Annotated in this window: 19 protein-coding genes; 3 read left to right on the forward strand and 16 right to left on the reverse strand. The window is 41.8% G+C overall.

Going from position 1 to position 21,728, the window contains the following annotated elements; translation table 11 throughout:
• The 5 genes from EAG18_RS10215 to rpe all read right to left on the reverse strand — a co-directional run bounded on the left by EAG18_RS10215 (nucleotide 1) and on the right by rpe (nucleotide 5,597).
• Nucleotides 1-1,269 carry an efflux RND transporter periplasmic adaptor subunit gene (locus tag EAG18_RS10215; RefSeq protein ID WP_275557266.1) on the reverse strand — a complete coding sequence of 423 codons (1,269 nt, stop codon included), beginning with the start codon at nucleotides 1,267-1,269 and terminating at the stop codon, nucleotides 1-3.
• Between the two features lie 71 nt (nucleotides 1,270-1,340).
• Nucleotides 1,341-2,195, reverse strand: a complete 855-nt coding sequence (locus EAG18_RS10220) for a hypothetical protein (RefSeq protein WP_125252283.1) — start codon at nucleotides 2,193-2,195, stop codon at nucleotides 1,341-1,343.
• A gap of 1,035 nt (nucleotides 2,196-3,230) precedes the next feature.
• Nucleotides 3,231-4,235, reverse strand: a complete 1,005-nt coding sequence (trpS, locus tag EAG18_RS10225) for a tryptophan--tRNA ligase (RefSeq protein ID WP_125252284.1) — start codon at nucleotides 4,233-4,235, stop codon at nucleotides 3,231-3,233.
• 25 nt (nucleotides 4,236-4,260) lie between these two features.
• Nucleotides 4,261-4,926 carry an HAD-IA family hydrolase gene (locus EAG18_RS10230; RefSeq protein ID WP_125252285.1) on the reverse strand — a complete coding sequence of 222 codons (666 nt, stop codon included), beginning with the start codon at nucleotides 4,924-4,926 and terminating at the stop codon, nucleotides 4,261-4,263.
• On the reverse strand, nucleotides 4,926-5,597 hold the full coding sequence (rpe, locus tag EAG18_RS10235) for a ribulose-phosphate 3-epimerase (protein ID WP_125252286.1): 672 nt from the start codon (nucleotides 5,595-5,597) through the stop codon (nucleotides 4,926-4,928). Before rpe ends, EAG18_RS10230 begins: the two co-directional genes overlap by 1 nt.
• A gap of 137 nt (nucleotides 5,598-5,734) precedes the next feature.
• Between rpe and EAG18_RS10240 the strand changes: the two genes are divergently transcribed.
• Both EAG18_RS10240 and EAG18_RS10245 read left to right on the forward strand, forming a co-directional pair.
• Nucleotides 5,735-6,037, forward strand: coding sequence for a hypothetical protein (locus EAG18_RS10240; RefSeq protein WP_125252287.1), 303 nt, complete (start codon nucleotides 5,735-5,737; stop codon nucleotides 6,035-6,037).
• A 28-nt stretch (nucleotides 6,038-6,065) separates the two neighbouring features.
• Nucleotides 6,066-6,260, forward strand: a complete 195-nt coding sequence (locus EAG18_RS10245; protein WP_125252288.1) for a DUF2970 domain-containing protein — start codon at nucleotides 6,066-6,068, stop codon at nucleotides 6,258-6,260.
• 9 nt (nucleotides 6,261-6,269) lie between these two features.
• Here the strand turns inward: EAG18_RS10245 and EAG18_RS10250 are convergent, their stop codons facing one another.
• From EAG18_RS10250 to EAG18_RS10290, 9 genes are all read right to left on the reverse strand, one after another.
• Nucleotides 6,270-7,109 carry a Dam family site-specific DNA-(adenine-N6)-methyltransferase gene (locus EAG18_RS10250; RefSeq protein ID WP_125252289.1) on the reverse strand — a complete coding sequence of 280 codons (840 nt, stop codon included), beginning with the start codon at nucleotides 7,107-7,109 and terminating at the stop codon, nucleotides 6,270-6,272.
• A 47-nt stretch (nucleotides 7,110-7,156) separates the two neighbouring features.
• Nucleotides 7,157-8,539 (reverse strand): AAA family ATPase, encoded by a 1,383-nt coding sequence (locus tag EAG18_RS10255; protein WP_125252290.1) that lies wholly within the window; start codon nucleotides 8,537-8,539, stop codon nucleotides 7,157-7,159.
• Nucleotides 8,540-9,610 carry a 3-dehydroquinate synthase gene (aroB, locus tag EAG18_RS10260; RefSeq protein WP_125252291.1) on the reverse strand — a complete coding sequence of 357 codons (1,071 nt, stop codon included), beginning with the start codon at nucleotides 9,608-9,610 and terminating at the stop codon, nucleotides 8,540-8,542.
• 25 nt (nucleotides 9,611-9,635) lie between these two features.
• Entirely contained in the window at nucleotides 9,636-10,154 is a 519-nt protein-coding gene (gene aroK / locus EAG18_RS10265; protein ID WP_010607062.1) for a shikimate kinase AroK, read from the reverse strand.
• 149 nt (nucleotides 10,155-10,303) lie between these two features.
• Nucleotides 10,304-12,370 carry a type IV pilus secretin PilQ family protein gene (locus tag EAG18_RS10270; RefSeq protein ID WP_125252292.1) on the reverse strand — a complete coding sequence of 689 codons (2,067 nt, stop codon included), beginning with the start codon at nucleotides 12,368-12,370 and terminating at the stop codon, nucleotides 10,304-10,306.
• A complete protein-coding gene (locus EAG18_RS10275; protein WP_125252293.1) occupies nucleotides 12,360-12,902 on the reverse strand; it encodes a pilus assembly protein PilP in 543 nt (180 codons plus the stop codon). Before EAG18_RS10275 ends, EAG18_RS10270 begins: the two co-directional genes overlap by 11 nt.
• Nucleotides 12,899-13,504, reverse strand: a complete 606-nt coding sequence (locus EAG18_RS10280; RefSeq protein ID WP_125252294.1) for a type 4a pilus biogenesis protein PilO — start codon at nucleotides 13,502-13,504, stop codon at nucleotides 12,899-12,901. Before EAG18_RS10280 ends, EAG18_RS10275 begins: the two co-directional genes overlap by 4 nt.
• A 16-nt stretch (nucleotides 13,505-13,520) precedes the next feature.
• Nucleotides 13,521-14,093 carry a PilN domain-containing protein gene (locus EAG18_RS10285; RefSeq protein ID WP_125252295.1) on the reverse strand — a complete coding sequence of 191 codons (573 nt, stop codon included), beginning with the start codon at nucleotides 14,091-14,093 and terminating at the stop codon, nucleotides 13,521-13,523.
• Entirely contained in the window at nucleotides 14,081-15,160 is a 1,080-nt protein-coding gene (locus tag EAG18_RS10290) for a pilus assembly protein PilM (protein ID WP_125252296.1), read from the reverse strand. Before EAG18_RS10290 ends, EAG18_RS10285 begins: the two co-directional genes overlap by 13 nt.
• Nucleotides 15,161-15,289: 129 nt before the next feature.
• On the opposite strand from EAG18_RS10290, the gene EAG18_RS10295 reads away from it, so the two are divergent.
• Nucleotides 15,290-17,746 (forward strand): PBP1A family penicillin-binding protein, encoded by a 2,457-nt coding sequence (locus EAG18_RS10295; protein WP_125252297.1) that lies wholly within the window; start codon nucleotides 15,290-15,292, stop codon nucleotides 17,744-17,746.
• A gap of 171 nt (nucleotides 17,747-17,917) precedes the next feature.
• On the opposite strand, the gene metL is transcribed toward EAG18_RS10295, so the two are convergent.
• Both metL and metB read right to left on the reverse strand, forming a co-directional pair.
• A complete protein-coding gene (metL, locus tag EAG18_RS10300) occupies nucleotides 17,918-20,266 on the reverse strand; it encodes a bifunctional aspartate kinase/homoserine dehydrogenase II (protein ID WP_125252298.1) in 2,349 nt (782 codons plus the stop codon).
• 4 nt (nucleotides 20,267-20,270) lie between these two features.
• Nucleotides 20,271-21,491 (reverse strand): cystathionine gamma-synthase, encoded by a 1,221-nt coding sequence (metB, locus tag EAG18_RS10305; protein WP_125252299.1) that lies wholly within the window; start codon nucleotides 21,489-21,491, stop codon nucleotides 20,271-20,273.
• Nucleotides 21,492-21,728: the final 237 nt, after the last annotated feature.

The following is a 21,728-nucleotide window of genomic DNA, read 5'->3' on the forward strand; positions in this document are numbered from 1 at the left end:
TTAGTTCTCGTTACTACTTAAATCGTCTCTTTGAGCCATTTGTAATATGGCTTCTTTGATACTAGACTCCGAGTCAATTAAAAACTGTCCTGAGGTAACGACTTTTTCTCCCTCTTGTAACCCATGTAATATTTCTACTCTTCCTTGGGTACTAATGCCAACTTTTACGACTTTGGGAATGAAACGATTATTACCTTCTTTAACAATGACTCTATTTTCATGCTCAGTTCGGATCACTGCACTTTCAGGAACATGAATTGCGTCTTTTTTACCACCGCCATAGATACGAACATTCGCTATCATATTTTTTTTGATAATATTTTCGGCGTTATCCAACGAGAGGTGCACACGCAGCGTTCGAGTAACAGGGTCTAATTCAGGATAGATGTGCTCAATTTTAGCTTCTAGCTTTTCGATACCTAACGCTGGTATGTCAACCTCTGCCCACTTGCCCGAGCGCACCCAGTCGATTTGATGTTCATAGACATTAGCAACTACCCATACATTTGAGGCATCAGAGAGCGTCATCATTTTTTGTTCTGGGACAACGTAAGAGCCTTCTTGCATATTCATTGAAGAAACGACACCGTCAAAAGGGGCATAAAACGGTAAAATATCGATAGAGTCACCAAGCTTTTCTATTTCTTTGATTATATCTTCAGTGATCCCCAATAAAAGCAGACGAGAATACGCGCGCTCAAGTAGCTTCTTATTCATTCGGGTACTATTAAAAATACCAAGATAATAATCCTGAGCAGCCACTAAATCGGGCGAATAGATTTTATACAGCAACTGTCCTTTGGAAACTCTCTCCCCCGCTGTGTTTACTGCTAAAGCTTCAATCCAACCTTTCGCTTTAGTGTGTAGGTCAAGGACACGATTGCGGTCATAATCCACCTGACCAAGTGTCTCGATATATTTCCATAGAGTAGAACGTTCTACACTGGAGGTAGAAAGAGAAACATTGGCTTGCATTAAACCTGAGAGGGTAATTTCAGCTTTTGCATCAGCCTCTGCGTGTTGATGAGTTACAGCTTCTAGCTTCATGCCACATACCGGGCATTCACCTTGATGGTTTTTTATTATGTGACTGTGCATCGGACAGATATACACGGGTTGCTTTGTTACAACGTTATTAGCAACTTTTGGAGTAGATAGTGTCTCATCAATATCTGAAGTATCGGAATAAAAAGCATAAACTAAGAATGAAGTACTCATTATTAAAATAAATACTAAGATCACGACTATCCAATGGAATATTTTGTTCATAAAAACTGCACTTTAATCAAGATGGAACATTGAAGTGAAAATAGGTGACCTAACGGCCACCTTTACACCTATTATCTACAACCAGGTGCGTTAGCACGCATAAATACGAAGTCCTTCATATACACGTCAATGTATGTTTGTCCTTCCGCATTTTGCTTATGCTGCCAACCGTACACTTTTGGATAGAAGCCTGTAGCTTCTACACACAATGGCATATCGATCTCTTTTTCAAAGAACGTTTCAGTCATAATTGTGTCGAACGTGATCATTGGCTCAACAAAGCTAAGCTTGCCGTTGTACGAACCCCACAACATAGTTTCTGTAAATACGCCACCGTTGTATTCAGGTGTATCTTCGTAATACCAGTGAACACCTTGACTTGGCACGTTGATATAGCTGCCGTCAGGGAAAGTTTGCGCAATTGATGTTGGTGGCATGTATTCTGCTGGAGGCAGAATTTGACCTTCCGGATCTGCAAACTGAATAGCCGCTAACTCTTCTTTTTCAAAGAATGATAAGTGGATATCAAAGTGTGCAATGTCATAGATGTTGGTTGGCGCGTGACCCGCTGGATTCCATGAGAAATAAGAATGCTTGAATGGGCTTCCAGCTAGACGAGGGAAGTCTAAGTAAGCATCATGGTGCGTCGCTTCAGTAGGCAGATTATTAATATCAAGAATTTCTGGTGAGAAAGTCATACCAATTTTATAGTATCCACCTGCTGCAAGAGAAATCCATGTATTAACAGTACCACCACCAAGGTGCATCACTTCACCATATACTCGTAGAGTATGCATGCCATCATCGAAGACTTGCTTCCCGAATACTTCAGGGTTTGTTACTGGGTATTTATTTTCGACTAACTGAGTTGCTGCTGAAGCAGAAGTTGAGATTAGTCCGATTAATGCTAGAGATTTTAAATTCATTCTGAATTTTCCTTATTTTTGGTTAAAACCAACCTCGCCGCAGCAAAAACCACGCCATGTAAATAAAAAACTAATTTTTGTTAGCTATTATTCATTCTTCACGGAGAAAATTTATCTATTTAAATATTGAATTACTTATGAAATCCGACATAAATGACCACCTTACTCTATTAACTTTAAGAGTCACTCTTAAGACTTTATTAGCATTTTTTAAAATTTCCTCACGTTGTAGATAGCAAATTATTCATATCCCTCTCAGTAATGTACCAAAAGTAGTACATAGTGAAATATTTCTGGTACATGAGGTAAAATTTGGAATACTTTATTAATCCAGAGTATTTATTTCTCAGGTTATACAGCGCTTTCTAAAAAAGACTAAACAAGCCTCAATTAGTAATAATTATTATTTGCTTTTTGAGTTTTTATTAATTTGATAGAGTGGCTGCACGTGAATATCAATTGAAAAGGCAAGAGGAGCTATGCTGCAAGTGCACTTTGGGGATTTCGTATTGTCGGCCATAGAGTATAGCGAACTTCTTTAGCCATAGCCTGATAGAAAAGGATAAGAACTTGTTGATATACTTTTATTGTATAAAAGAATAAAAATAGCTATGTAATATAAATTTTTATAATTGAAAGGATAAGATTGTCACTATATAAAAACCATAAATTTATATAAGACTTATTGCTAATAGACATTATTAAAAATACAAAATTTCAAATTATTTTAATTGTTAATAAAAATTAAAAGTTAATAAAGAATTAAGGATTTAGTCCTTTACAGGTGATTTTATGTCTTTTTTTAGAATAATTCTTGATGAGGGTAAGTTTACTATTTCATTGTTAGTCGCAAGCACCCCTACAACTAAAACAACAAACAAGTATTGATTAAATATAGTAAATGTAAATGCACTAAGCATACAAGGTAGTATATGATTGGTATTGCAGTAGAATTGTACCCTCATGTACAGTAAGCCCTACATTAAGCAGACCCTAGTTTCTCTCAATACCAATCACACCATTGTGAAAATAGGTTTAGCCTCTCGGAATAAACCCAATTGCATCATATACCGCTTTTAACGTTTTCTCCGCACGAGCGCCTGCTTTCTCAGCACCTTTACGCATAATTTCGTCCAATAAAGCACGATCTTCACGGGTTTCTTTAAAGCGGGCTTGTATTGGGTTTAGCATATTTACAACTGCTTCTGCTGTATCTTTTTTCAAGTGTCCATACATTTTGTCTTCGTACTCCGGCACTAACTCATCAACCGAACGCTTAGTTGCAACGCTCAGTAAAGTTAATAAATTAGATACGCCCGGCTTTTCAGCACGATCAAAGTAAATACGCGCTTGTTCATCAGAATCGGTGACAGCCTTTTTCAGCTTTTTCTCAATTTTTTTCGGCTCATCAAGCAGCATCACAAAAGCGTTTGGATTATCGTCCGACTTTGACATCTTTTTCAACGGATCTTGCAGGCTCATCACTCGCGCGCCAACCTCAGGAATATAAGGTTCAGGTACCTTAAATACATCACCGTATAGATTATTAAAGCGCGTCGCAATATCACGTGTCAGTTCAAGATGTTGCTTTTGATCCTCGCCCACAGGCACTTGATCAGCTTGATACAATAAAATATCTGCAGCTTGTAGAACAGGATACGCAAATAATCCCACATTGACGTTGTTTGAGTGTTTTGCTGACTTATCTTTAAACTGCGTCATGCGGTTTAACTCGCCCATCTGGGCATAGCAGTTTAACACCCAACCCAACTGCGCATGTTCTGGTACCTGTGACTGTACGAACAGCGCTGATTTATCTGGATCTATTCCACATGCAGTATAAAGCGCAACACCATCAAGTACACGCTCGCGTAATTGAGCAGGGTCTTGACGCACAGTAATAGCATGTAAATCAACTAGCATAAAGTGACAATCATGGTCATTTTGTAGTTTAAGCCACTGGTTTATGGCACCTACGTAATTGCCTATTGTCATACCACCGGTTGGCTGAATACCACTTAATACTACAGGTTTACTCATGTCGTTCCTTTATTTTTTCATTGAATTAACGTTGATTGATAATGGGAATAATATCTAAGAATCCATCACAAAGGTACTGTGGATTGAACTCTTTCAAATCGAATCCTTGATTATACCCATAATTAAGCGCAATCACAGGTATGTTGGCCCCCTGTGCCGCTAAAATATCGCTTTTGGAATCGCCTACCATAATCAACTTATCTGTCGGTATCCCTAAGCGTTCTGCTGCCAGCATTAATGGTGCTGGTGAGGGCTTTTTGTCTGTATCATCACCACACACAATACAAGTAAAGTGCGATGTGAGGTTTAATTTATCCAGCAGTTTTAATGTAAATGCGCGATTTTTATTGGTCACTACGGCTTTTGGCACATTCGCAAATGCAGATAGTCCCGTTTCAACATGTGGATATAATCCAGCATACTGACCCACTAATTCATCATAGTGTACTTTAAAACGCTCAACGGCGGTGTGCACCAAACTTTCCGATAAGTTTTCACTGACCTCATTACTACCGCTGAGACCTCTTTTTACCAACATATCGATACCATTACCGACCCATTCACGAACCAGCGCATGGCTGACAATAGGATGGGCAAGCTCAGAAAGCGTTAAATTGAGCGCCATGTACATATCCTCGACGCTATCAACTAGTGTGCCATCGAGATCAAATAGAATCCCCTCAAAACGCATTATTTTACCTTTGCCAGTTCTTGACGCATTGCATCGATAACGGCTTTATAGTCGGGCTGGTTAAAAATCGCAGAACCAGCAACAAACATGTCAGCACCTGCAGCCGCAACCTCAGCAATGTTATCGACTTTAATGCCACCATCAACTTCAAGACGAATATCACGACCAGAAGACTCGATACGTGCCCTCGCTTCTTTTAACTTTTCTAGCGTGTGCGGGATAAAGCTTTGCCCACCAAAACCTGGATTTACCGACATCAATAAGATCTGATCTATTTTATCCATAACATGATCGAGATAATGAAGCGGCGTACCTGGGTTAAACACCAAGCCTGCTTTACATCCAGATTCTTTGATCAATGCTAGGCTGCGATCAATATGATCACTTGCTTCAGGATGAAAAGTGATAATACTTGCACCTGCTTTGGCAAACTCAGGGATCAAACTGTCGACAGGTTTAATCATCAAGTGCACATCAATTGGCGCAGTCACACCGTAATTTCTCAGTGCCTCACAAATCATTGGACCAAAAGTTAAGTTAGGTACATAGTGGTTATCCATCACATCAAAATGTACAACATCAGCGCCTGCTGCCAATACCTTTTCAACATCCTCTCCAAGCCTTGCAAAATCTGCGGATAGAATCGACGGTGCAATTAAAAAATCAGACATACTTTACCCCTAAACGTAAGACCCCGATACTGTACCGTAAATTGGCTAGAAAGTCTGCGAATTACGACCTTTTAAGATTGTGCAATAAACGAACATTGTGTATTATTATCCAATATCTATTTTCTGGGGATAGGGTTATGGTTTCTAGATATAAAGCACGGATTGCTCTGCTGTCGGCAGTGCTCGCCGTATCAGCAGGGGTACTTTCTTTTGATAATAGCCAAGAGTTTGCCACCAACTACAACGCATGTGTATGTAGTTCAAATAGTTTAAGCCAGCGTGTTAGTGCTTCAGAGTGTCAACGCGAAGCACATACAAGTTGGGCTGCGTGGCTGACAGGTGGCAGTGCCAGTGGTCAATTTCATTACTTAGATCTGTTAGAGCTATTAATTGGTTCTAAGGACAATCAAAGCAGTAGTAAAGTTTCATCTCCTTATTAATCGACCATTGGTCTGAGAGGTAAACACTATGGCTTCTTCTACTAATAAACTCGCACTAGTCCAAAGTGTATGCGCAGCAATGTTTGGTGTGCAGAGTGGCCAAAAACAAGAGTATGACTTTAGTAAAAAGCGCTTTTGGCCATTTGCTTTGGCTGGTGTTTTGTTTGTCTTTTTGTTTGTGGTAGGTCTTATTTGGTTTGTTAATGGCGTGGTTTTAGCCTAGCTGACCGGCTTATTTTTTTGGTTGGTGATACAGCGCCATTAGCTCGTTGACCTTATTACGCCCATTACCTTTGGGGCTGATAGTTCGTTTTACTTTAATCACATCTAAACTGGCCTGATTATAAATCTTCCGAGTCCACACTGTATCATGATTTGATATGAGCACAGGCGTTTGCTGCTCAAAAGCCGCTGTTTCCGCTAAGTTTGCAAGCTCAGCCTGATCGTCCAAATTAAATCCACCTTTTGCGTAACTCGTAAAAGAAGCCGTCTTACTCAATGGAACATACGGGGGATCACAATACACTACCGCATTTTTGGGTATATTCTCAAATACTTGACTGTAGCTCTTACAAGTAAAAGTCGCACGCTGCGCCTTCTCAGCAAACACGTATAGTTCATGCTCTGGAAAATAAGGTTTTTTATACTTACCAAAGGGTACGTTAAAAATACCTTTAAGGTTATAGCGGCACAAACCATTATAGCCATGGCGATTCATATACAAAAATAAGATTGCACGCTCATATACATCAATGCTTTCGTTGAACTGTTGGCGATAGGCGTAATACGCATCTGGATGATTATTTAGATCGACAAATAAACGTTTAGCATCAGCAATAAACTCATCTGGAATTCGCTTTAACTCTTTATAGAGATTTATCAGATCTGCGTTAATGTCGTTGAGTACATAGTGTTTAAACTGCGTATTCAAAAAAACAGATCCCGCTCCAACAAAAGGCTCAACTAGTGTATCAGCTTCATAACTGGCTAATTGTAAGCGCTTAGAAATATCTTCTACTAAGCTGTATTTTCCGCCTGCCCATTTTAAGAAGGCTCTAGTCTTTTGTTGCATGCTCGTTCTATGTCGTGAGTGGTTGCGCGATTTTACACTAAATGTGGCTAATTACCGAGAGACTGAGCAATTTCTTGCTTAATTTTACTGACTCTTTTAAAAAACGGCTGCCCTTTACGCAATGCTTCGGGCAATTCAACCTTCGCTTGCTTTGCCATGTCTAAATTAGGATACACATCTGATGTAACAACAAACCAAGTTCGCCCATTTCTTATCACTGAAAACTGCCGCATAACCACATCATTATGCTCCGCCATGAATGCAGCGGCTATCCCAACCTCAGTCACTGCAAGTAGTTGTATGACCCACTCTTCATCCGTTCGATTGCTATACCATTCATTACCTGAAATAGGCTCAGATGCTACCGGTTGGCGCTCAGCACTAACAATAGCGGTGGTATTTTCAGAGGTGCCAACCTTGAGCTCATCATCTTGAGGCTCCATACTTTGGTTAACTTGCGCCTCATTGTGTAGCATTTTTTTCTCTTTCTTCTCAGCTTCCATTAACGCCGACAATATACTCCCAACGGCAGCGATTTCCCCTTCATCAGTATTAAGGGCAGCCGGTGGTTGCTCCTGTAATGTCGTGCCTGGCACTTCACTTTCCTTTTGAGACGTATTCGAAGGTTCAAAAACAGATTGTGCATTGAGCGCTGTTGCGACGCTTTGCGTGTTCGTTTGCGTCGGTGCCCAATATTGCTTTATTTCTTGTTGATAGACCAAAGCGACCATAGAAGCTGTCAACACTAAGCATAGTGCGATGATATACCACTGCCACTGTGTTTTTACGCGATCTGTTGACCACGTCTCACGTAGATCCAAACGCTGCGATTCCGGTTGCCACGATAACAAAACACTGGGGTTGCCCCGTGCTTCTGCTACAAAGGTGTTGAAAATAGGATCTTCATCAGGTGGAAGATCTTTGTAAAACATCGTCATCAGGCGCTTACTCTCAAGTAATGAAAGTGGCTCTATATGAATGTCTAGGCTACCTGGAAGGAGTTGTGGTTGCTGTGCTGTCGCTAAAATATAAATAGTTTCTCGGGCTGTTGTTGCTAGTTTTTGTAACTGTAGCGCCAACTCTTCAGTCAAATGCCGAGCATTGTCTAAAACCCATAAGCATGGCCCACAAGGCTGCTCGTCATGAAGCAACATAAAGTTTTCGCTAAGAGAAAGTTTTTGATCGATAAGAGGACTGCGAAAACTATGCTCAAGTAGCTGATGTATAACATCAAACTCTTTGGTATTGGCAGAGAGTTTTACAAAAGCTTTATTAAACTCTGGGTATTTATCAGTAAGAAATGACTCAGCAAGATAGCTTTTGCCAAGACCAGACGACCCGACTAAGGTTATCAGGTTTTGCCCATAATCGAACTGCATAGCAATTCTATCTACCAACGCAGATCTGCTTGGTAAAATTTGCGACTGCATTTAACGCCCTATCAGAGTGACCACATCTTCATCGCTTACGTCATCAACCAAAGCGCATTGTCCCAGCTGTGTTGGCAGTATAAAGCGAATTTTACCTTGTTTATTCTTCTTATCTTTACGCATATGGAGTAAAAACTGCTCTGCGGTCATTTCGCTTGGTGGCTCTATTGGCAACTGATATAAGGCAATGACCTGAGCGACTTTTTCTACCTCTTCACTGTTCAACCAGTCTCGTCGACATGCCAATCGTGAAGCTATCATCATGCCTGCAGCAACCGCTTCGCCATGTAACCATTTTCCATAACCCATTTGCGCTTCAATCGCATGACCGAAGGTATGACCTAAGTTTAGTAATGCGCGAAGCCCTGCCTCTGTTTCATCTTTGGCTACAATTTCAGCTTTTATTGCACAGCATTTATAAATCACTTGCTGTAGGGTTTCTGTATCCAAGGCGTTTAACTGGCTATGCTGCGCAGCTAACGTATCAAGGAACGCAGCATCGTAAATCAACGCATATTTGATGACTTCAGCCATACCCGCAGCAAATTCTCTTGCAGGCAAAGTAGATAACGTCTTGGTATCAATAAAAACAGCTTTTGGCTGATAGAAAGCGCCAATCATATTTTTACCAAGAGGATGGTTTACTGCTGTTTTGCCACCGACAGAAGAGTCGACTTGTGATAATAACGTCGTTGGTATTTGTATAAACGCGACTCCACGCTGATAACAAGCGGCAACAAAGCCCGTTAAATCACCAACGACACCACCACCGAGTGCAATTAAACACGTATCTCGTCCACAATTGTGCTCGAGTAAAAAAGCGGAAATCTTTTCAAACCACTCAAGCGATTTAAACTGCTCGCCATCCGGAATAATAAAGTGCAGCGGAGATTGTGTATCAAAAACACCAAGTAGCTTGTCCAAATATATAGGAGCAACAGTAGAGTTAGTGATAATAACAGGACGATTTTGACCGACATATTGCTTAAGTCGCACTTCGTCAGATAAGAGGTGTTCACCAATAAAGATGGGGTAGCTGCGCTCGTTTAAATCAACCTTTAATTCAAGCATGGCTTCCCCTCCTACGGTGTTTTAATTAGAAATCTAACTTTTCAATAATTTGGTTTGCAACTACTTTCGCGCTTTGCTCATCCGTTCGAACAACGTGATCGGCCACTTCTCTATAAAGTGGTTCACGCTCATCGGCTAAGCGCTCTAGTACGTCACGTGAGTCTTCACTGGTTTGTAGTAATGGACGACGCTTATCACGCTGAGTACGAGCTACCTGTTTTTCGATTGGCGTTTCTAGGTAAACAACAATACCACGCGCAGACAATTTGTTGCGCACTTCTTTGCTGATCACTGAACCGCCACCTGTCGCTAACACAATGCCTTGCATTTCTGTCAGATCAGAGATGACGCTTTCTTCACGCTTGCGGAACCCTTCTTCACCTTCGATATCAAAAACCCAAGAAATATCTGCACCAGTACGACGCTCTATCTCCTGATCTGAATCGAAAAATTCAAGGTGTAATTGATCTGCAATGTGACGACCAATCGTGCTTTTACCAGCCCCCATCGGGCCTACTAGAAATATATTACGTTTCTCAGCCATATCTTTTTAGTACAAACGAACTCTAAAATTTGAAATAAAACCCCGCCTAACGACCTGGCCCCAAAATTAAGGAGGGGATTATCTCAGTAATCCGTGAACAATTTCAAGTCAAACTGCGCAAAAAGCGCAATACTTTTATTGTTACGGGCCTATAAACTGTCTTGAATGATCTTAGGTGTTACAAATATCAACAGTTCCCGCTTCTCGTTAATATCACGAGAGTTCTTAAACAATAGACCTAAATATGGAATATCGCCCAACACCGGGATCTTACTTACTGCTGTTTTTACCTCTTGCTGATAAATACCACCAAGAACGATAGTTTGACCATTTTCAACCAGAACTTGTGTTTGGATCTCTTGGGTATTGATTGCTGTTGCTGGGCCATTTGGCGTCTGCACAGTATCACCTTTAGTATCTTGTGTAATCACTAAGTCGAGAATTATTTTGTTGTCAGGGGTAATTTGTGGTGTCACCTCTAAGCTGAGTACCGCTTTTTTAAAGCTAACCGTGGTCGCTCCACTAGAAGATGCCTCCACATAGGGTATTTCTGTTCCCTGCTCAATCCGCGCTTTTTTCTGGTTCGCCGTTGTAATGCTTGGGGTTGCGATTATCTCACCTTTATTTTCTTGCTCTAGGGCTGACAGCTCTAAATCAATCAAGGTGCCATCAGCAAGCTTTGCGATATGCATACCGATACTACCTGCAGGTACCCCCTTAACCCCCAAGTTTACATTTAGGCGGTTATCTAACGAAGGAATAATACCATTAGAAAGTGAGTTGGCCCCTTCGAGTGTACCGGAGATAGCATCACTCCCTTGCTGATCGCTGAACCCCCAACGTACGCCTAAATCTTCTTGTACGGTATCATCCACCGTCACCATTCGCGATTCAATCCGCACTTGCTTCACAGGTACATCCAGAGTTTCAACCATACGGCGGATGCTTTCAATACTACGCGATGTGTCTTTTATCAATAGGGTGTTGGTACGCTTATCCACAGAGACACTGCCTCGATGGCTGATAATAGAGTTAATGTCGGTTTTCAGCAAATCAGCAAATTCTTCCGCTTTTGCGTAATTGAGCTGAATATATTCGCTATATAATGGCTCCAGCTCTTCAACTTGCTGACGTGCTTGTAACTCTTTCGCCTCTCTCGCAGCTAGCTCTTCCGATGGTGCCACCATTAAGATCGAGCCGTCCATGCGTTTATCTAACCCTTTTACCCGCAACACCACATCAAGCGCCTGGTCCCATGGTACCCCATCTAGGCGCAGTGTGATGTTCCCAGAAACAGTATCACTGGTGACTAAGTTAAAGTTATTAGTGTCGGCGATAATTTGTAGCACAGAACGAATAGGAATATCTTGAAAGTTCAAAGTAATAGGTTGACCTTTGTACTCTTTCTGATCTCCAAACGTTTTGTTACCTTCATCTTTTTCTACGGCCAGTGTAAAGATATTATCAAGCTGCTGATATGAGAACTTAAATGCCGCATTTGGTTCAATGACGATACGGCTTTTATTCTCTTCTTTGAAAGTCTCAATGCGCGACACCACAGTACCGAAGTCTAATACATCTAGTTCGTATAACAGATCCTCTGCAATATCAATATGATGGAAATCAGCGATAATTTTGCCACCACGCTCTTGGACATCAATAGCGGCTTGATTATGTTCAAGAAAAGCTAAAATTTTACCTTCACCTTGTTCACCACGGCGAAAGTCAATCGCTTGAATTTGATTGATAAAAGAGGTTACTTTTTCGCTTTGATCTTGCTCTGAAACAATAGGTTGACCAGAAACCTCTACAATCACCAAATTATTTTTCACTTCCGTCTTGTAGAGCTTGAGTTCATCCATATTAATCGCAACAGTAAATCCGCCATCGCGCAGCTGACTGGTGATCCCTTTGATACCTGCTTTGTTAATTTCCAGCATCTTTAAGCTTTCTTCAAATTCAGCTTGCTGAAAGAACAGTTCAAGACTTGTGTTTTCACCATTAACACTCACACTTGGTTCACCGCTCAGCTTTTCATCAAATACCAGCTGAAGCTGAGTTTCCCCCGTTGGAACCGGGTTATAGCGAATGTCATATAACATTGGAATAGCCTGAGCAATTGATGACAGGCCAACAAATGCAGCTCCTAGCACTGACTGAATTATCGTTCGAGTGCCTCTATACGTTAATGTTCTTTGATTATTGTTAGTATTCACTCGAGCCACCTTGTTCTGCCTCTAACATTTCCACTTTGGTTAGTCGTTCTTTCCAACATCCCGTTCCATCAGGAATTAATTCTAACAGCTCTAAATGATCCGCTTGTACACTGAGCACTTTACCATGGTAAAGCCCCATATATTCACCGCGCTGTATTCTATATAAGCCTTGTGTTGCCGCTTCGATTAGCGCCCAACGACCATTCTCTTTTGCAATTATCCCTTTCATTCTTAAATTGTCTAAAGGATATTTTTCTAGTGGGTATCTATTTCTATCAGGATCTGGGTGTAAACAGTTTTTGACCTGAACCATCTTGTTCTCAATCACTTCTGGTTGCGGTGCTACAAATGGGCTACGTAATTGAGATGCACTATATTTAAAAGGCTCGTAGTTTTGCATTTCAGGAATAGGCTCTATCTTTGGTATCGAGCTAGCCTTAACTTGGTCGATAAACTCCTTTTGTTCAGCAGTGCTATCGTTGCATCCTGACATGAACAACACCGACAATGTACAGAGCAACAGTCGGATCATCTCTGGCCTCCTTGTTCATAGCGGTACGTCTTAGCCACCACGCTAAAAACCAGCTCCCCATTGCCAGCATTCTCAATTCTAAAGTCATGTAAGCTAACAATTCGAGGTAATTCTGACACTTTACTGACAAATTCACCAAACTCATGGTATTTACCAATAACTTCTAATTTAATTGGTAATTCGGTGTAAAACTCTTTACGTATTTCAGGCATCCAGCCGATTTTTAAAAACGTTAAACCGCTAGAAGTGCCAACATAAGTTAAATCGTCAAGTAATCCAGGGGTTTCATTTGAACTTGGTAAGCGTCGTAACAACTCAGTAAATTGCGCCTCCATATCAATCATTTGCTGTTTATATAACTCTAAGTTATTTGCTCTTGCATACTTGATACGATAACTCGTTCTAAGCTCTTGCTCTTTTTTCAGCGCTTGCTCATATCGATCAATGGAGCTTGAGACCATCAAGTTATACCCTAGAATGATCATCAAAATGACCACCAAAATAGAACATAAAACTTTAACAGGAAACGGCCAGTGACCGATATTATCAAGCTCTAATTCATTCCAATCTATTTCTTTTAAACTATTTAAGTCAAAGCTCATCTACTTACCCTCCACCCTATTTCGCTTTATCGGCTAGGCTAATGTCATCATGAGATTTGACATAAAAGTGCATCGTAAAATCACTTAATAGTTTTGAACTCTGCTCACCAGCTACAATCCCTTGGATCACTGGCCGTTCAAGCAAGTATGATGATTCAACTTGTCTTAACATTTGTGACAAACGGTTGTTAGACTCACTGCGACCTATCACTTTAATCATATTACCTTGCCTATCAAGACTAGTGAGGTAGACCCCAGCGGGCACAACTCGAGCAATTTCATCTATGATTTGTGTTCCTAAGCTGCGATTTAGCTGCAACTCTTCGATTAGTCTAATACGGCGTTGCAAGTTTTCTTTTTGCTTGTTTAGATCATTAATTTCTACGATACGCGTATCCAATAATGATATTTCACTTTCTAGATAACGGTTTTTTATTTCTTGTCCTGTTTTTAAACCATCATAGAAGCTACCGGCTAGATACATAAAAAGTAAACAAGTTGCAATAATCGCCGCAATAATGGTCAAAAAGATCTGCTGAGATGCCTGTCTTTGTTGCTCTCGCCAGGGAAGTAGATTTATATGTGGCATGATGAAAAGCTCCGTAGTGCCAAGCCCGTAGCCAACGCAAATTGAGCCTTGTGCTTTTGTAGAACATGCCTGTCCACTTTAGGTGCGATCTCCATTTCTGTGAATGGATCAGCCACAATCGTGTGGATACCTAATTCATCGATCAATAGTTTATCTAGCCCTTCCACCAGCGCCGTCCCCCCAGTTAACACAATATAATCAATGTGATCTTTACCACTAGTGGTCATAAACATCTGAACTGCGCGACGTATCTGTTGAAGTAATGAGGTTTGAAAAGGGGCCAGAACCTCGAACGTATAGTTAGGAGGCAAATCCCCTGTCGTTTTCGCAAGTTCAGCTTCATCGTATGTCTTATTATAATAAGCCACGATACTGTTGGTATACTGTTCTCCACCAAACACTTGATCTCGGGTATAAATCGTTTTTCCTGATTGAATAACACTGATGAGCGTAAGTACAGCACCAATGTCAATCATCGCCACGACTTTATCAAAAGCATCGTTTGGTAACTCAGGGTAAATTACATCCATCGCTCGACTCAACGCATAGTTTTCAACGTCCACGACTTTCGCTTTATATCCAGCCTCCTCCAAAGCACCAACTCGTGCCTGCACACTCTCAGTTCGTGCTGCTGATAACAAGACATTTACCTTAGAGGGATCCGCTTCGTTTACACCTATCTTTTCAAAGTCTAGACTTACTTCGTCTAATGGGTATGGAATTAAGCTGTCTGCTTCAATTGCTATCTGAGACTCAAGTTCAGCATCAGTTAATGACACGTCCATAAAGATCACTTTGGTAATGACAGTCTGACCAGATACAGCAACTGCAGCAGATTGTGTAAGTTTTGGAATGCGCCGCTTCATTTTAGTGATCGCATTGCCAATAGCCTCAATATCTTGAATGGCTCTTTCATTTACTGCGCCTTTAGGAATAGGCTCAATGGCAACGGCTTCGACACGATAGCTGGAACTGGTTTTAGACAGCAACACCGCTTTGACACAATGAGAACCAATGTCGATCCCAATCATCAGAGGTGCTTGTTTTTTTAGTAGTTTGCTCAGCATGTGAAGCGCTCGTTTCCTTTTCAGTTTGTGTTCTATAAAAATTTAGCACACAAAAATATTAATCGTTTTTTAATCAAGATATACTAGCAGTGTCTACCTGTAATTGGGAGTCTAACTAGGGATAATTCCGTGAAATTATTGAAAAGATTTTTACAATTCGCTTTTGTTTGTACCCTTTTAGGCGTATTGACACTTATCAGCCTTTATTATTATGTCAAATCTGACATACCAAGTGTAGAGGTTTTGAAGGATGTTCAATTACAAACCCCTATGCAAGTCTTCACACGGGACGGTAAATTAATCAATCAATTCGGTGAGAAGCGCAGAATACCTGTACGTCTACAAGATGTTCCTGAACCGATGCGTAACGCTTTTTTGGCCACAGAAGATAACCGTTTTTATGATCATTTCGGAATAGACCCAATAGGAATTGTCAGATCAGCATTAGTACTGATCACAACCGGTCAAAAGAAACAAGGGGCAAGCACATTGACCATGCAACTTGCGAGAAACTTTTTCTTAACACGAGAGAAAGCCTATATTCGTAAAGTTAAGGAAATCTTTATTGCGTTGCATATTGAGCAGTTATTAACAAAAGATGAAATTTTCGAGCTGTATTTGAACAAAATCGAGCTGGGAAATCGTGCTTTTGGTATTGGTGCGGCAGCCCAGGTTTATTATGGCCGCACACTTTCTGAACTAACTCTACCTGAAATGGCCATGATAGCAGGGTTACCCAAAGCACCTTCGGCACTGAACCCCATTCGTAATCCAGAGCGCGCAAAAAGTCGTCGCAATGTTGTACTAGGCCGTATGTTAGCTGAAAAATATATTACCCAAGCAGAATATCATGCAGCGACTCAAGCCCCTATCACGGCAAAATTTCATGGTGCAGAAATCGAGCTGTATGCCCCTTATATTTCAGAGATGGTTCGCGCGTACATGGTAGAGCGCTACGGAACAGACAAAGCCTATAACTCGGGCATGAGAGTGTACACAAGTGTTGAATCAGAAGTACAACTAGCAGCGCAGCATGCGTTAGTCGACAACTTGCATGCGTATGACATGCGTCATGGCTTTCGAGGCCCAGAAGCCATTTACTGGAACGCACAGAGTGAATCACCGTTAAGCCATGAAGGAATTGTAAGCCGTCTCAATAAAGTCAATGAAATCGGATCATTAAAAGCCGCGGTGGTGTTAAGCATTGCTGAACAAAGCGCTGAAGTCCTACTTAAAAGTGGTGAACAAATTACGCTAACATGGCCAGGCTTAAGCTGGGCACGACAATACATCAGCGAGACACGACAAAGTTTACCACCAAAAACGACGGCGGATATTCTTGCACCCGGTATGCAAGTATTTGTGCGCAAGCAAGACAATCTTTGGATGCTAAGTCAGTTGCCTCAAGCTTCCAGTGCGCTTGTATCGCTCGACCCTAATGATGGCCGTGTAAAAGCCATCGTCGGTGGCTATAGTTTTGAACTTAGCCAATACAACCGAGCAACCCAAGCTAAACGACAAGTTGGCTCAAATATTAAACCTTTTATCTACTCGTCAGCATTAGAGCAGGGCTACACTCTTGCTACTATTATCAATGATGCGCCAATTAACCATTGGGATAAGAGCGTTGGTGTCGCGTGGAGACCAAAAAATAGCCCGGAGGTCTACAATGGACCTATTCGGATCCGCCGTGCTTTGGCTCAATCCAAAAACGTTGTCTCGGTGCGTCTCATTAAAGGTGTTGGGATCAATACGGCCGCAGACCATCTACTCAAATTTGGGTTTCAAGATGCTGATATTAATCGTAGCGAGTCGTTAGCGCTCGGCAGCGCAGCACTCACTCCCATTGAAATGGCAAGAGGAATGGCAACTTTTGCTAACGGTGGGCATCTGATTGAACCGTATTTTATTGATAAGATCACAGATGCATTTGGAACTGAATTAGGCTCTGCAGTACCACTGATTGTTTGTAATGAGCAACAACTAGAAGAGCAGCCTGAGCGCTGTGCGCCACAAATTATTTCTGAACAAAATGCTTTTTTGATTGCCGATGCCTTACACAGTGCAATTTGGGGCGGTGGTAGCTGGAAACACAAGACCGGATGGAGTGGTACAGGTTGGCGTGGTCAGTGGCTAAAACGCCGTGACCTTGCAGGCAAAACAGGTACAACGAATGACTCAGTTGATACATGGTTTACCGGCTTTAATCGAAATGTTCTCACCACAGTATGGGTTGGCTTTGATGATGCTAGCAAATCACTCGGTCGMGCTGCGTATAATGCTAATCTGGGTAAAAACCAGCTCGTTGGTGCCGAAGCTGGGGCGATTTCAGCGCAACCAGCTTGGATAGACTTTATGCGCGAAGCACTCAAAGATGAACCTTTAGCACCAATAGAGCCGCCACCGGGTCTTATTTCAACCCGCATTGATTTAAAAACTGGGCTTTTGTCTCGCAAGAACGATCATACCTCTCGCTTTGAGTATTTCGAGCAAGGTACAGCTCCCACTAAGTACGTGTTAGATACTGATAGCAGCACACCATTTGACAATAGTGCGCCGCTACCAACACACGAAGAATTGTTCTAAACAAAAAATGCCGATGCCTGTATCGGCATTTTTGTTAGTAGTTAAGACCAGGATACAGAGTGGACTGACGGATTACATTTAGAACCAACTATTTTAATCAATTGCTCTATTATAAGACGAGAAAATAGACCACTTAATTAAGCAAATTGGTATAACTATCTGAAGTTCAGGTTATTTCAAATTTTGCGTCAACCAGAATAAATCTGAATGGATCCCAGCAGCGGTCACTTCTTTACCGGCACCAGGGCCTTGGATCACCAGCGGGTTTTGCTCATACCATTTTGTGTGGATCACAAAAATATTGTCACCGGGCGTTAAATTAGCAATGGCGGCACCATTGGGTACATGTGCAATCCCAACTTTTGCACAGACATGACCATTGTTCGCAATTTCCAGCGCCCCGGTGTAACGTAGCACAGCGTCATTTTCACGGGCTCTGGCGTCATGTTCAGCGTAAAAGTCGTCAAGCTGTTGGCGATTTTCCAAAAATTGTAACCACGAGCCTTGCGCCAGATTATCTGGCATTAATGGTTCTAGTTCAATCTCATCTAACTCAAGTTCAATACCCAACTCTCTTGCCAAAATTAGCAACTTTCTCTGCATATCACGACCAGACAGGTCTTCTCTCGGATCAGGTTCGGTAAACCCAAGTGCTTGTGCGCCCAGTACTAACTCAGAAAAAGCCTCAGAGCCGTCATAACGACTGCACAACCAAGATAGAGTACCAGAGAAAACCCCCTCGATTCTCACAATTTCGTCGCCGCTATTTTGCAGATCCGCTAAGGCAAAGTTAACAGGCAACCCAGCTCCAACACTGGTGTTATAACGCCATAATAAGTTACGTTCTTGCAGTTTTTGCCGTAGTTGTGTGTACCAGTTGTGCTTCGCTGTACCTGCGTATTTATTGGCGCTGATCAGATGACAGTCATGTTCTACAAACTGTGGATATAATGCACTAAAGCGCTCGCTTGCGGTAATATCAATAATTACTTTATGTTCGTAATCAAGCTCTTTGATGCGAGTAAACAACTCAGCTTCGTTATATTCTATGGCTTCATTTTGCCATTGCTGCTGCCATTGGGCTAAGTTTAATCCACTTGGACAAAACAACATTTGTTTTGAGCGCAACAATCCTACCAACTTCAGATCAAAGTGCTCACTCAGTTTGTCAAACTGATCTTTACACTGCTCAATAAAAACCTCACCTACATTGCCAACACCAGCAACGATGACTGCGAGCTCTCTGCCTTTATTGACAAGCCGTTCATGTAATACTGCCAAAACATCACTATCAATAGACTGATCAGTTAGTACTAAACTATAGTTTTGTGCTTGTAATACAAAACGGGTCACTATCGCATTGTCGTCTAGCAATTCTAAAGCTTGCTGGTGTAACCCTGCGATATCTTGACTTGGCGCAACAACAGCAAAGCCTTGCACTTGTGATTCAATGATATTTGCACGAGGCTCTAAGGCATTGATAACCAGATGGCTAAACTCGGATGGCACCAATAAATGCGCCTCTCCACCTTTGATAAAGTGATGAATACTGTGCTGTATTAGTTGGCTAAGCTGTTTTACCTCACCACTATTTAATTTTTCAACACGCAGTAAATCTAGTTGTCCAAAAGTAGTGATAAAGCGCTTCTCTTTACTATAACCTGCTTTAACAATTTCAGTGCCTAGTGCGTCTGAGTCAAAACTACTTCGCACTAGTAGCTTAATATCAGTACCTTTCAAGGGAGAGAGTGTTTTTGCATGCAGGACAGGGTTCCCCAAACGTGCTAATAATTCAGCCTGACTTCGACATACTTTAGCGTATTTTATTGCACTACTGACTTTACGTGGATCGGTACTAAATACGCCTGTGGTATCTGTCCAAATCGATACCTGAGTGGCATCAATATAATTGGCCAGTAAAGTCGCACTGTAATCGCTTCCATTGCGTCCCAAAGTCACCGTTTCACCTTGACTATCTGCTGCAATAAAGCCGGTAACAATATGCACAGCATTGTCACCAATTGCGCTGTAACACACCTCTTTATTCAACGCATGTAATAATACACCATCCTGTTGCACAAATAGTTTTCTAGCGTCAATATCCCGAGCTTCAATACCTTGTGAGCTTAAGTAGTTGGCTAGGACACGAGCCGACCACAACTCCCCATGCGCCAGTAGACTGGCATAGTGAAGTGTGCGTGCTTCACGCGCTTGCGCCAGAGCCTGCAATTCGTTCACGAGCTGCTTGAGCAAAGCAGCATGCCTATCGCCGGTAAACAGCGCATCTATTAATTCACGTTGATGGTTTTCAACTTGTAACAAGACGTCGTTAAAAGCGCGCACATCTTGCTGCTCAAAACTCTGCCATAGCTTCACCAAAGTATTGGTTGTTTTTCCCGCAGCTGAAACCACTACGCTATCACCTAACTGACACTGCTCTAATATTATCTTAGCAACAGCCTGATAGCGCTCTGCAGAGCTTAAACTAGAACCACCAAACTTATGTACTACTTTTGCCATTTACTCACCACAACGCAACGGTATGTGCAGGCGTAAGCTTAAATGACTTCGCGTCATCACTTGCCTGGCTGTCATCAATACTGGAAAATCCGGCTTCAAGATCTGCGATTAAGTCTTGCACATCTTCAATGCCCACTGAAATGCGAATTAAGGTATCGCCAACCCCAGCTTCGAGACGTGCCTGAGGTTCCATTCCTGCGTGTGTCATGGTCGCAGGATGGCAGATTAAACTTTCAACTCCACCTAGTGATTCGGCGAGCGAGAACTGCTTTAACGAAGTTAAAAATTTAGCCGATGTCTGTAGATCACCCTTAATATCAAAGCTCACCATACCACCAAAGCCTAGTTGTTGTTTTTTTGCTAGCTCATGCTGTGGATGCGACTTGAGACCGGGATAGTATACTTGACTCACATACGGCGACTTCTCTAAGTATTCAGCAATCTGCTGCGCATTCTCTTGATGTTGGCGTAAGCGTACGTTAAGTGTGCGCAGTCCACGCAATGTCAGATAACTATCAAAAGGCGCGCCCGTAATACCAATGTTATTTGCCCACCAAGCCAACTCATCTCCTAGCTCTTGCGTGCGCGCTATCACTGCACCACCTACCACATCGGAGTGACCGTTAATATATTTAGTGGTTGAGTGAACAACAATATCGACTCCAAAAGCGATAGGGTTTTGTAATGCTGGTGACAAGAAGGTATTGTCTGCCGCAACTAAAGCACCGATCGCATGCGCAGCGGTTACAACTGCTTCAATATCGGTTAATCGTAAAATTGGATTACTTGGTGTTTCTATCCACACAAGTTTAGGCTGGATTTTTTCTAGTTTCTCAAGGCTTTCTGGCTGGGTTAAATCCACTACTTCTACTTTGAGTAGCCCACGCTTTGCCAATGACGTAAATAAACGATAACTGCCACCATAGCAATCGTGGGGGATCACTAAAGTATCGTCATGGTTTAATAATTGAGTTACTAGGTGAATAGCCGACATACCTGTTGCGGTAATAATGCCACGTTGACCTCCTTCAAGTTCGGTTAACGCTTGTGCCAACACATCACGATTAAAGTTACCACTGCGGCCATAGTCATAATCACGCTTGGTATCAAAATCTGCAAATGAATAGGTCGTCGACAGGTAAAGGGGCGGAACCACTGCACCATGTGCTTTGTCAGCTTCTATACCGTGACGCACTGCAACCGTCGATTTTTTAATTTGACTCATAGGGTCACCTAGATAGTTGGATGTTTAGACGTCTAAAAGGTTAGAGCAACGACAACTAGAAGTCAAAACATTTATACTGCTAAATGGCTAAATAACTAGTATTTGACTATCTTTTTTAAACCGATAAAATTTCGCCACTTAAGGCGTTGCTAATACGACTGAGTTATTGAAAACTATGGCAGAGATCTATAGTTCTCGCCATAGCGGATTAATTTGCTCAACTATTCAAGTTCAGGT

The organism is Pseudoalteromonas sp. J010, assembly GCF_003934235.1.
In the GTDB taxonomy this organism is placed as follows: Bacteria; Pseudomonadota; Gammaproteobacteria; order Enterobacterales; family Alteromonadaceae; genus Pseudoalteromonas; species Pseudoalteromonas peptidolytica.

What these genes read in the sequence shown, in the direction of transcription:
- EAG18_RS10215 (WP_275557266.1), bottom strand. Translation starts at nt 1,269, where the DNA reads ATGAACAAAATATTCCATTGGATAGTCGTGATCTTAGTATTTATTTTA.
- EAG18_RS10220 (WP_125252283.1), bottom strand. Translation starts at nt 2,195, where the DNA reads ATGAATTTAAAATCTCTAGCATTAATCGGACTAATCTCAACTTCTGCT.
- trpS (WP_125252284.1), bottom strand. Translation starts at nt 4,235, where the DNA reads ATGAGTAAACCTGTAGTATTAAGTGGTATTCAGCCAACCGGTGGTATG.
- EAG18_RS10230 (WP_125252285.1), bottom strand. Translation starts at nt 4,926, where the DNA reads ATGCGTTTTGAGGGGATTCTATTTGATCTCGATGGCACACTAGTTGAT.
- rpe (WP_125252286.1), bottom strand. Translation starts at nt 5,597, where the DNA reads ATGTCTGATTTTTTAATTGCACCGTCGATTCTATCCGCAGATTTTGCA.
- EAG18_RS10240 (WP_125252287.1), top strand. Translation starts at nt 5,735, where the DNA reads ATGGTTTCTAGATATAAAGCACGGATTGCTCTGCTGTCGGCAGTGCTC.
- EAG18_RS10245 (WP_125252288.1), top strand. Translation starts at nt 6,066, where the DNA reads ATGGCTTCTTCTACTAATAAACTCGCACTAGTCCAAAGTGTATGCGCA.
- EAG18_RS10250 (WP_125252289.1), bottom strand. Translation starts at nt 7,109, where the DNA reads ATGCAACAAAAGACTAGAGCCTTCTTAAAATGGGCAGGCGGAAAATAC.
- EAG18_RS10255 (WP_125252290.1), bottom strand. Translation starts at nt 8,539, where the DNA reads ATGCAGTCGCAAATTTTACCAAGCAGATCTGCGTTGGTAGATAGAATT.
- aroB (WP_125252291.1), bottom strand. Translation starts at nt 9,610, where the DNA reads ATGCTTGAATTAAAGGTTGATTTAAACGAGCGCAGCTACCCCATCTTT.
- aroK (WP_010607062.1), bottom strand. Translation starts at nt 10,154, where the DNA reads ATGGCTGAGAAACGTAATATATTTCTAGTAGGCCCGATGGGGGCTGGT.
- EAG18_RS10275 (WP_125252293.1), bottom strand. Translation starts at nt 12,902, where the DNA reads ATGATCCGACTGTTGCTCTGTACATTGTCGGTGTTGTTCATGTCAGGA.
- EAG18_RS10280 (WP_125252294.1), bottom strand. Translation starts at nt 13,504, where the DNA reads ATGAGCTTTGACTTAAATAGTTTAAAAGAAATAGATTGGAATGAATTA.
- EAG18_RS10285 (WP_125252295.1), bottom strand. Translation starts at nt 14,093, where the DNA reads ATGCCACATATAAATCTACTTCCCTGGCGAGAGCAACAAAGACAGGCA.
- EAG18_RS10290 (WP_125252296.1), bottom strand. Translation starts at nt 15,160, where the DNA reads ATGCTGAGCAAACTACTAAAAAAACAAGCACCTCTGATGATTGGGATC.
- metL (WP_125252298.1), bottom strand. Translation starts at nt 20,266, where the DNA reads ATGGCAAAAGTAGTACATAAGTTTGGTGGTTCTAGTTTAAGCTCTGCA.
- metB (WP_125252299.1), bottom strand. Translation starts at nt 21,491, where the DNA reads ATGAGTCAAATTAAAAAATCGACGGTTGCAGTGCGTCACGGTATAGAA.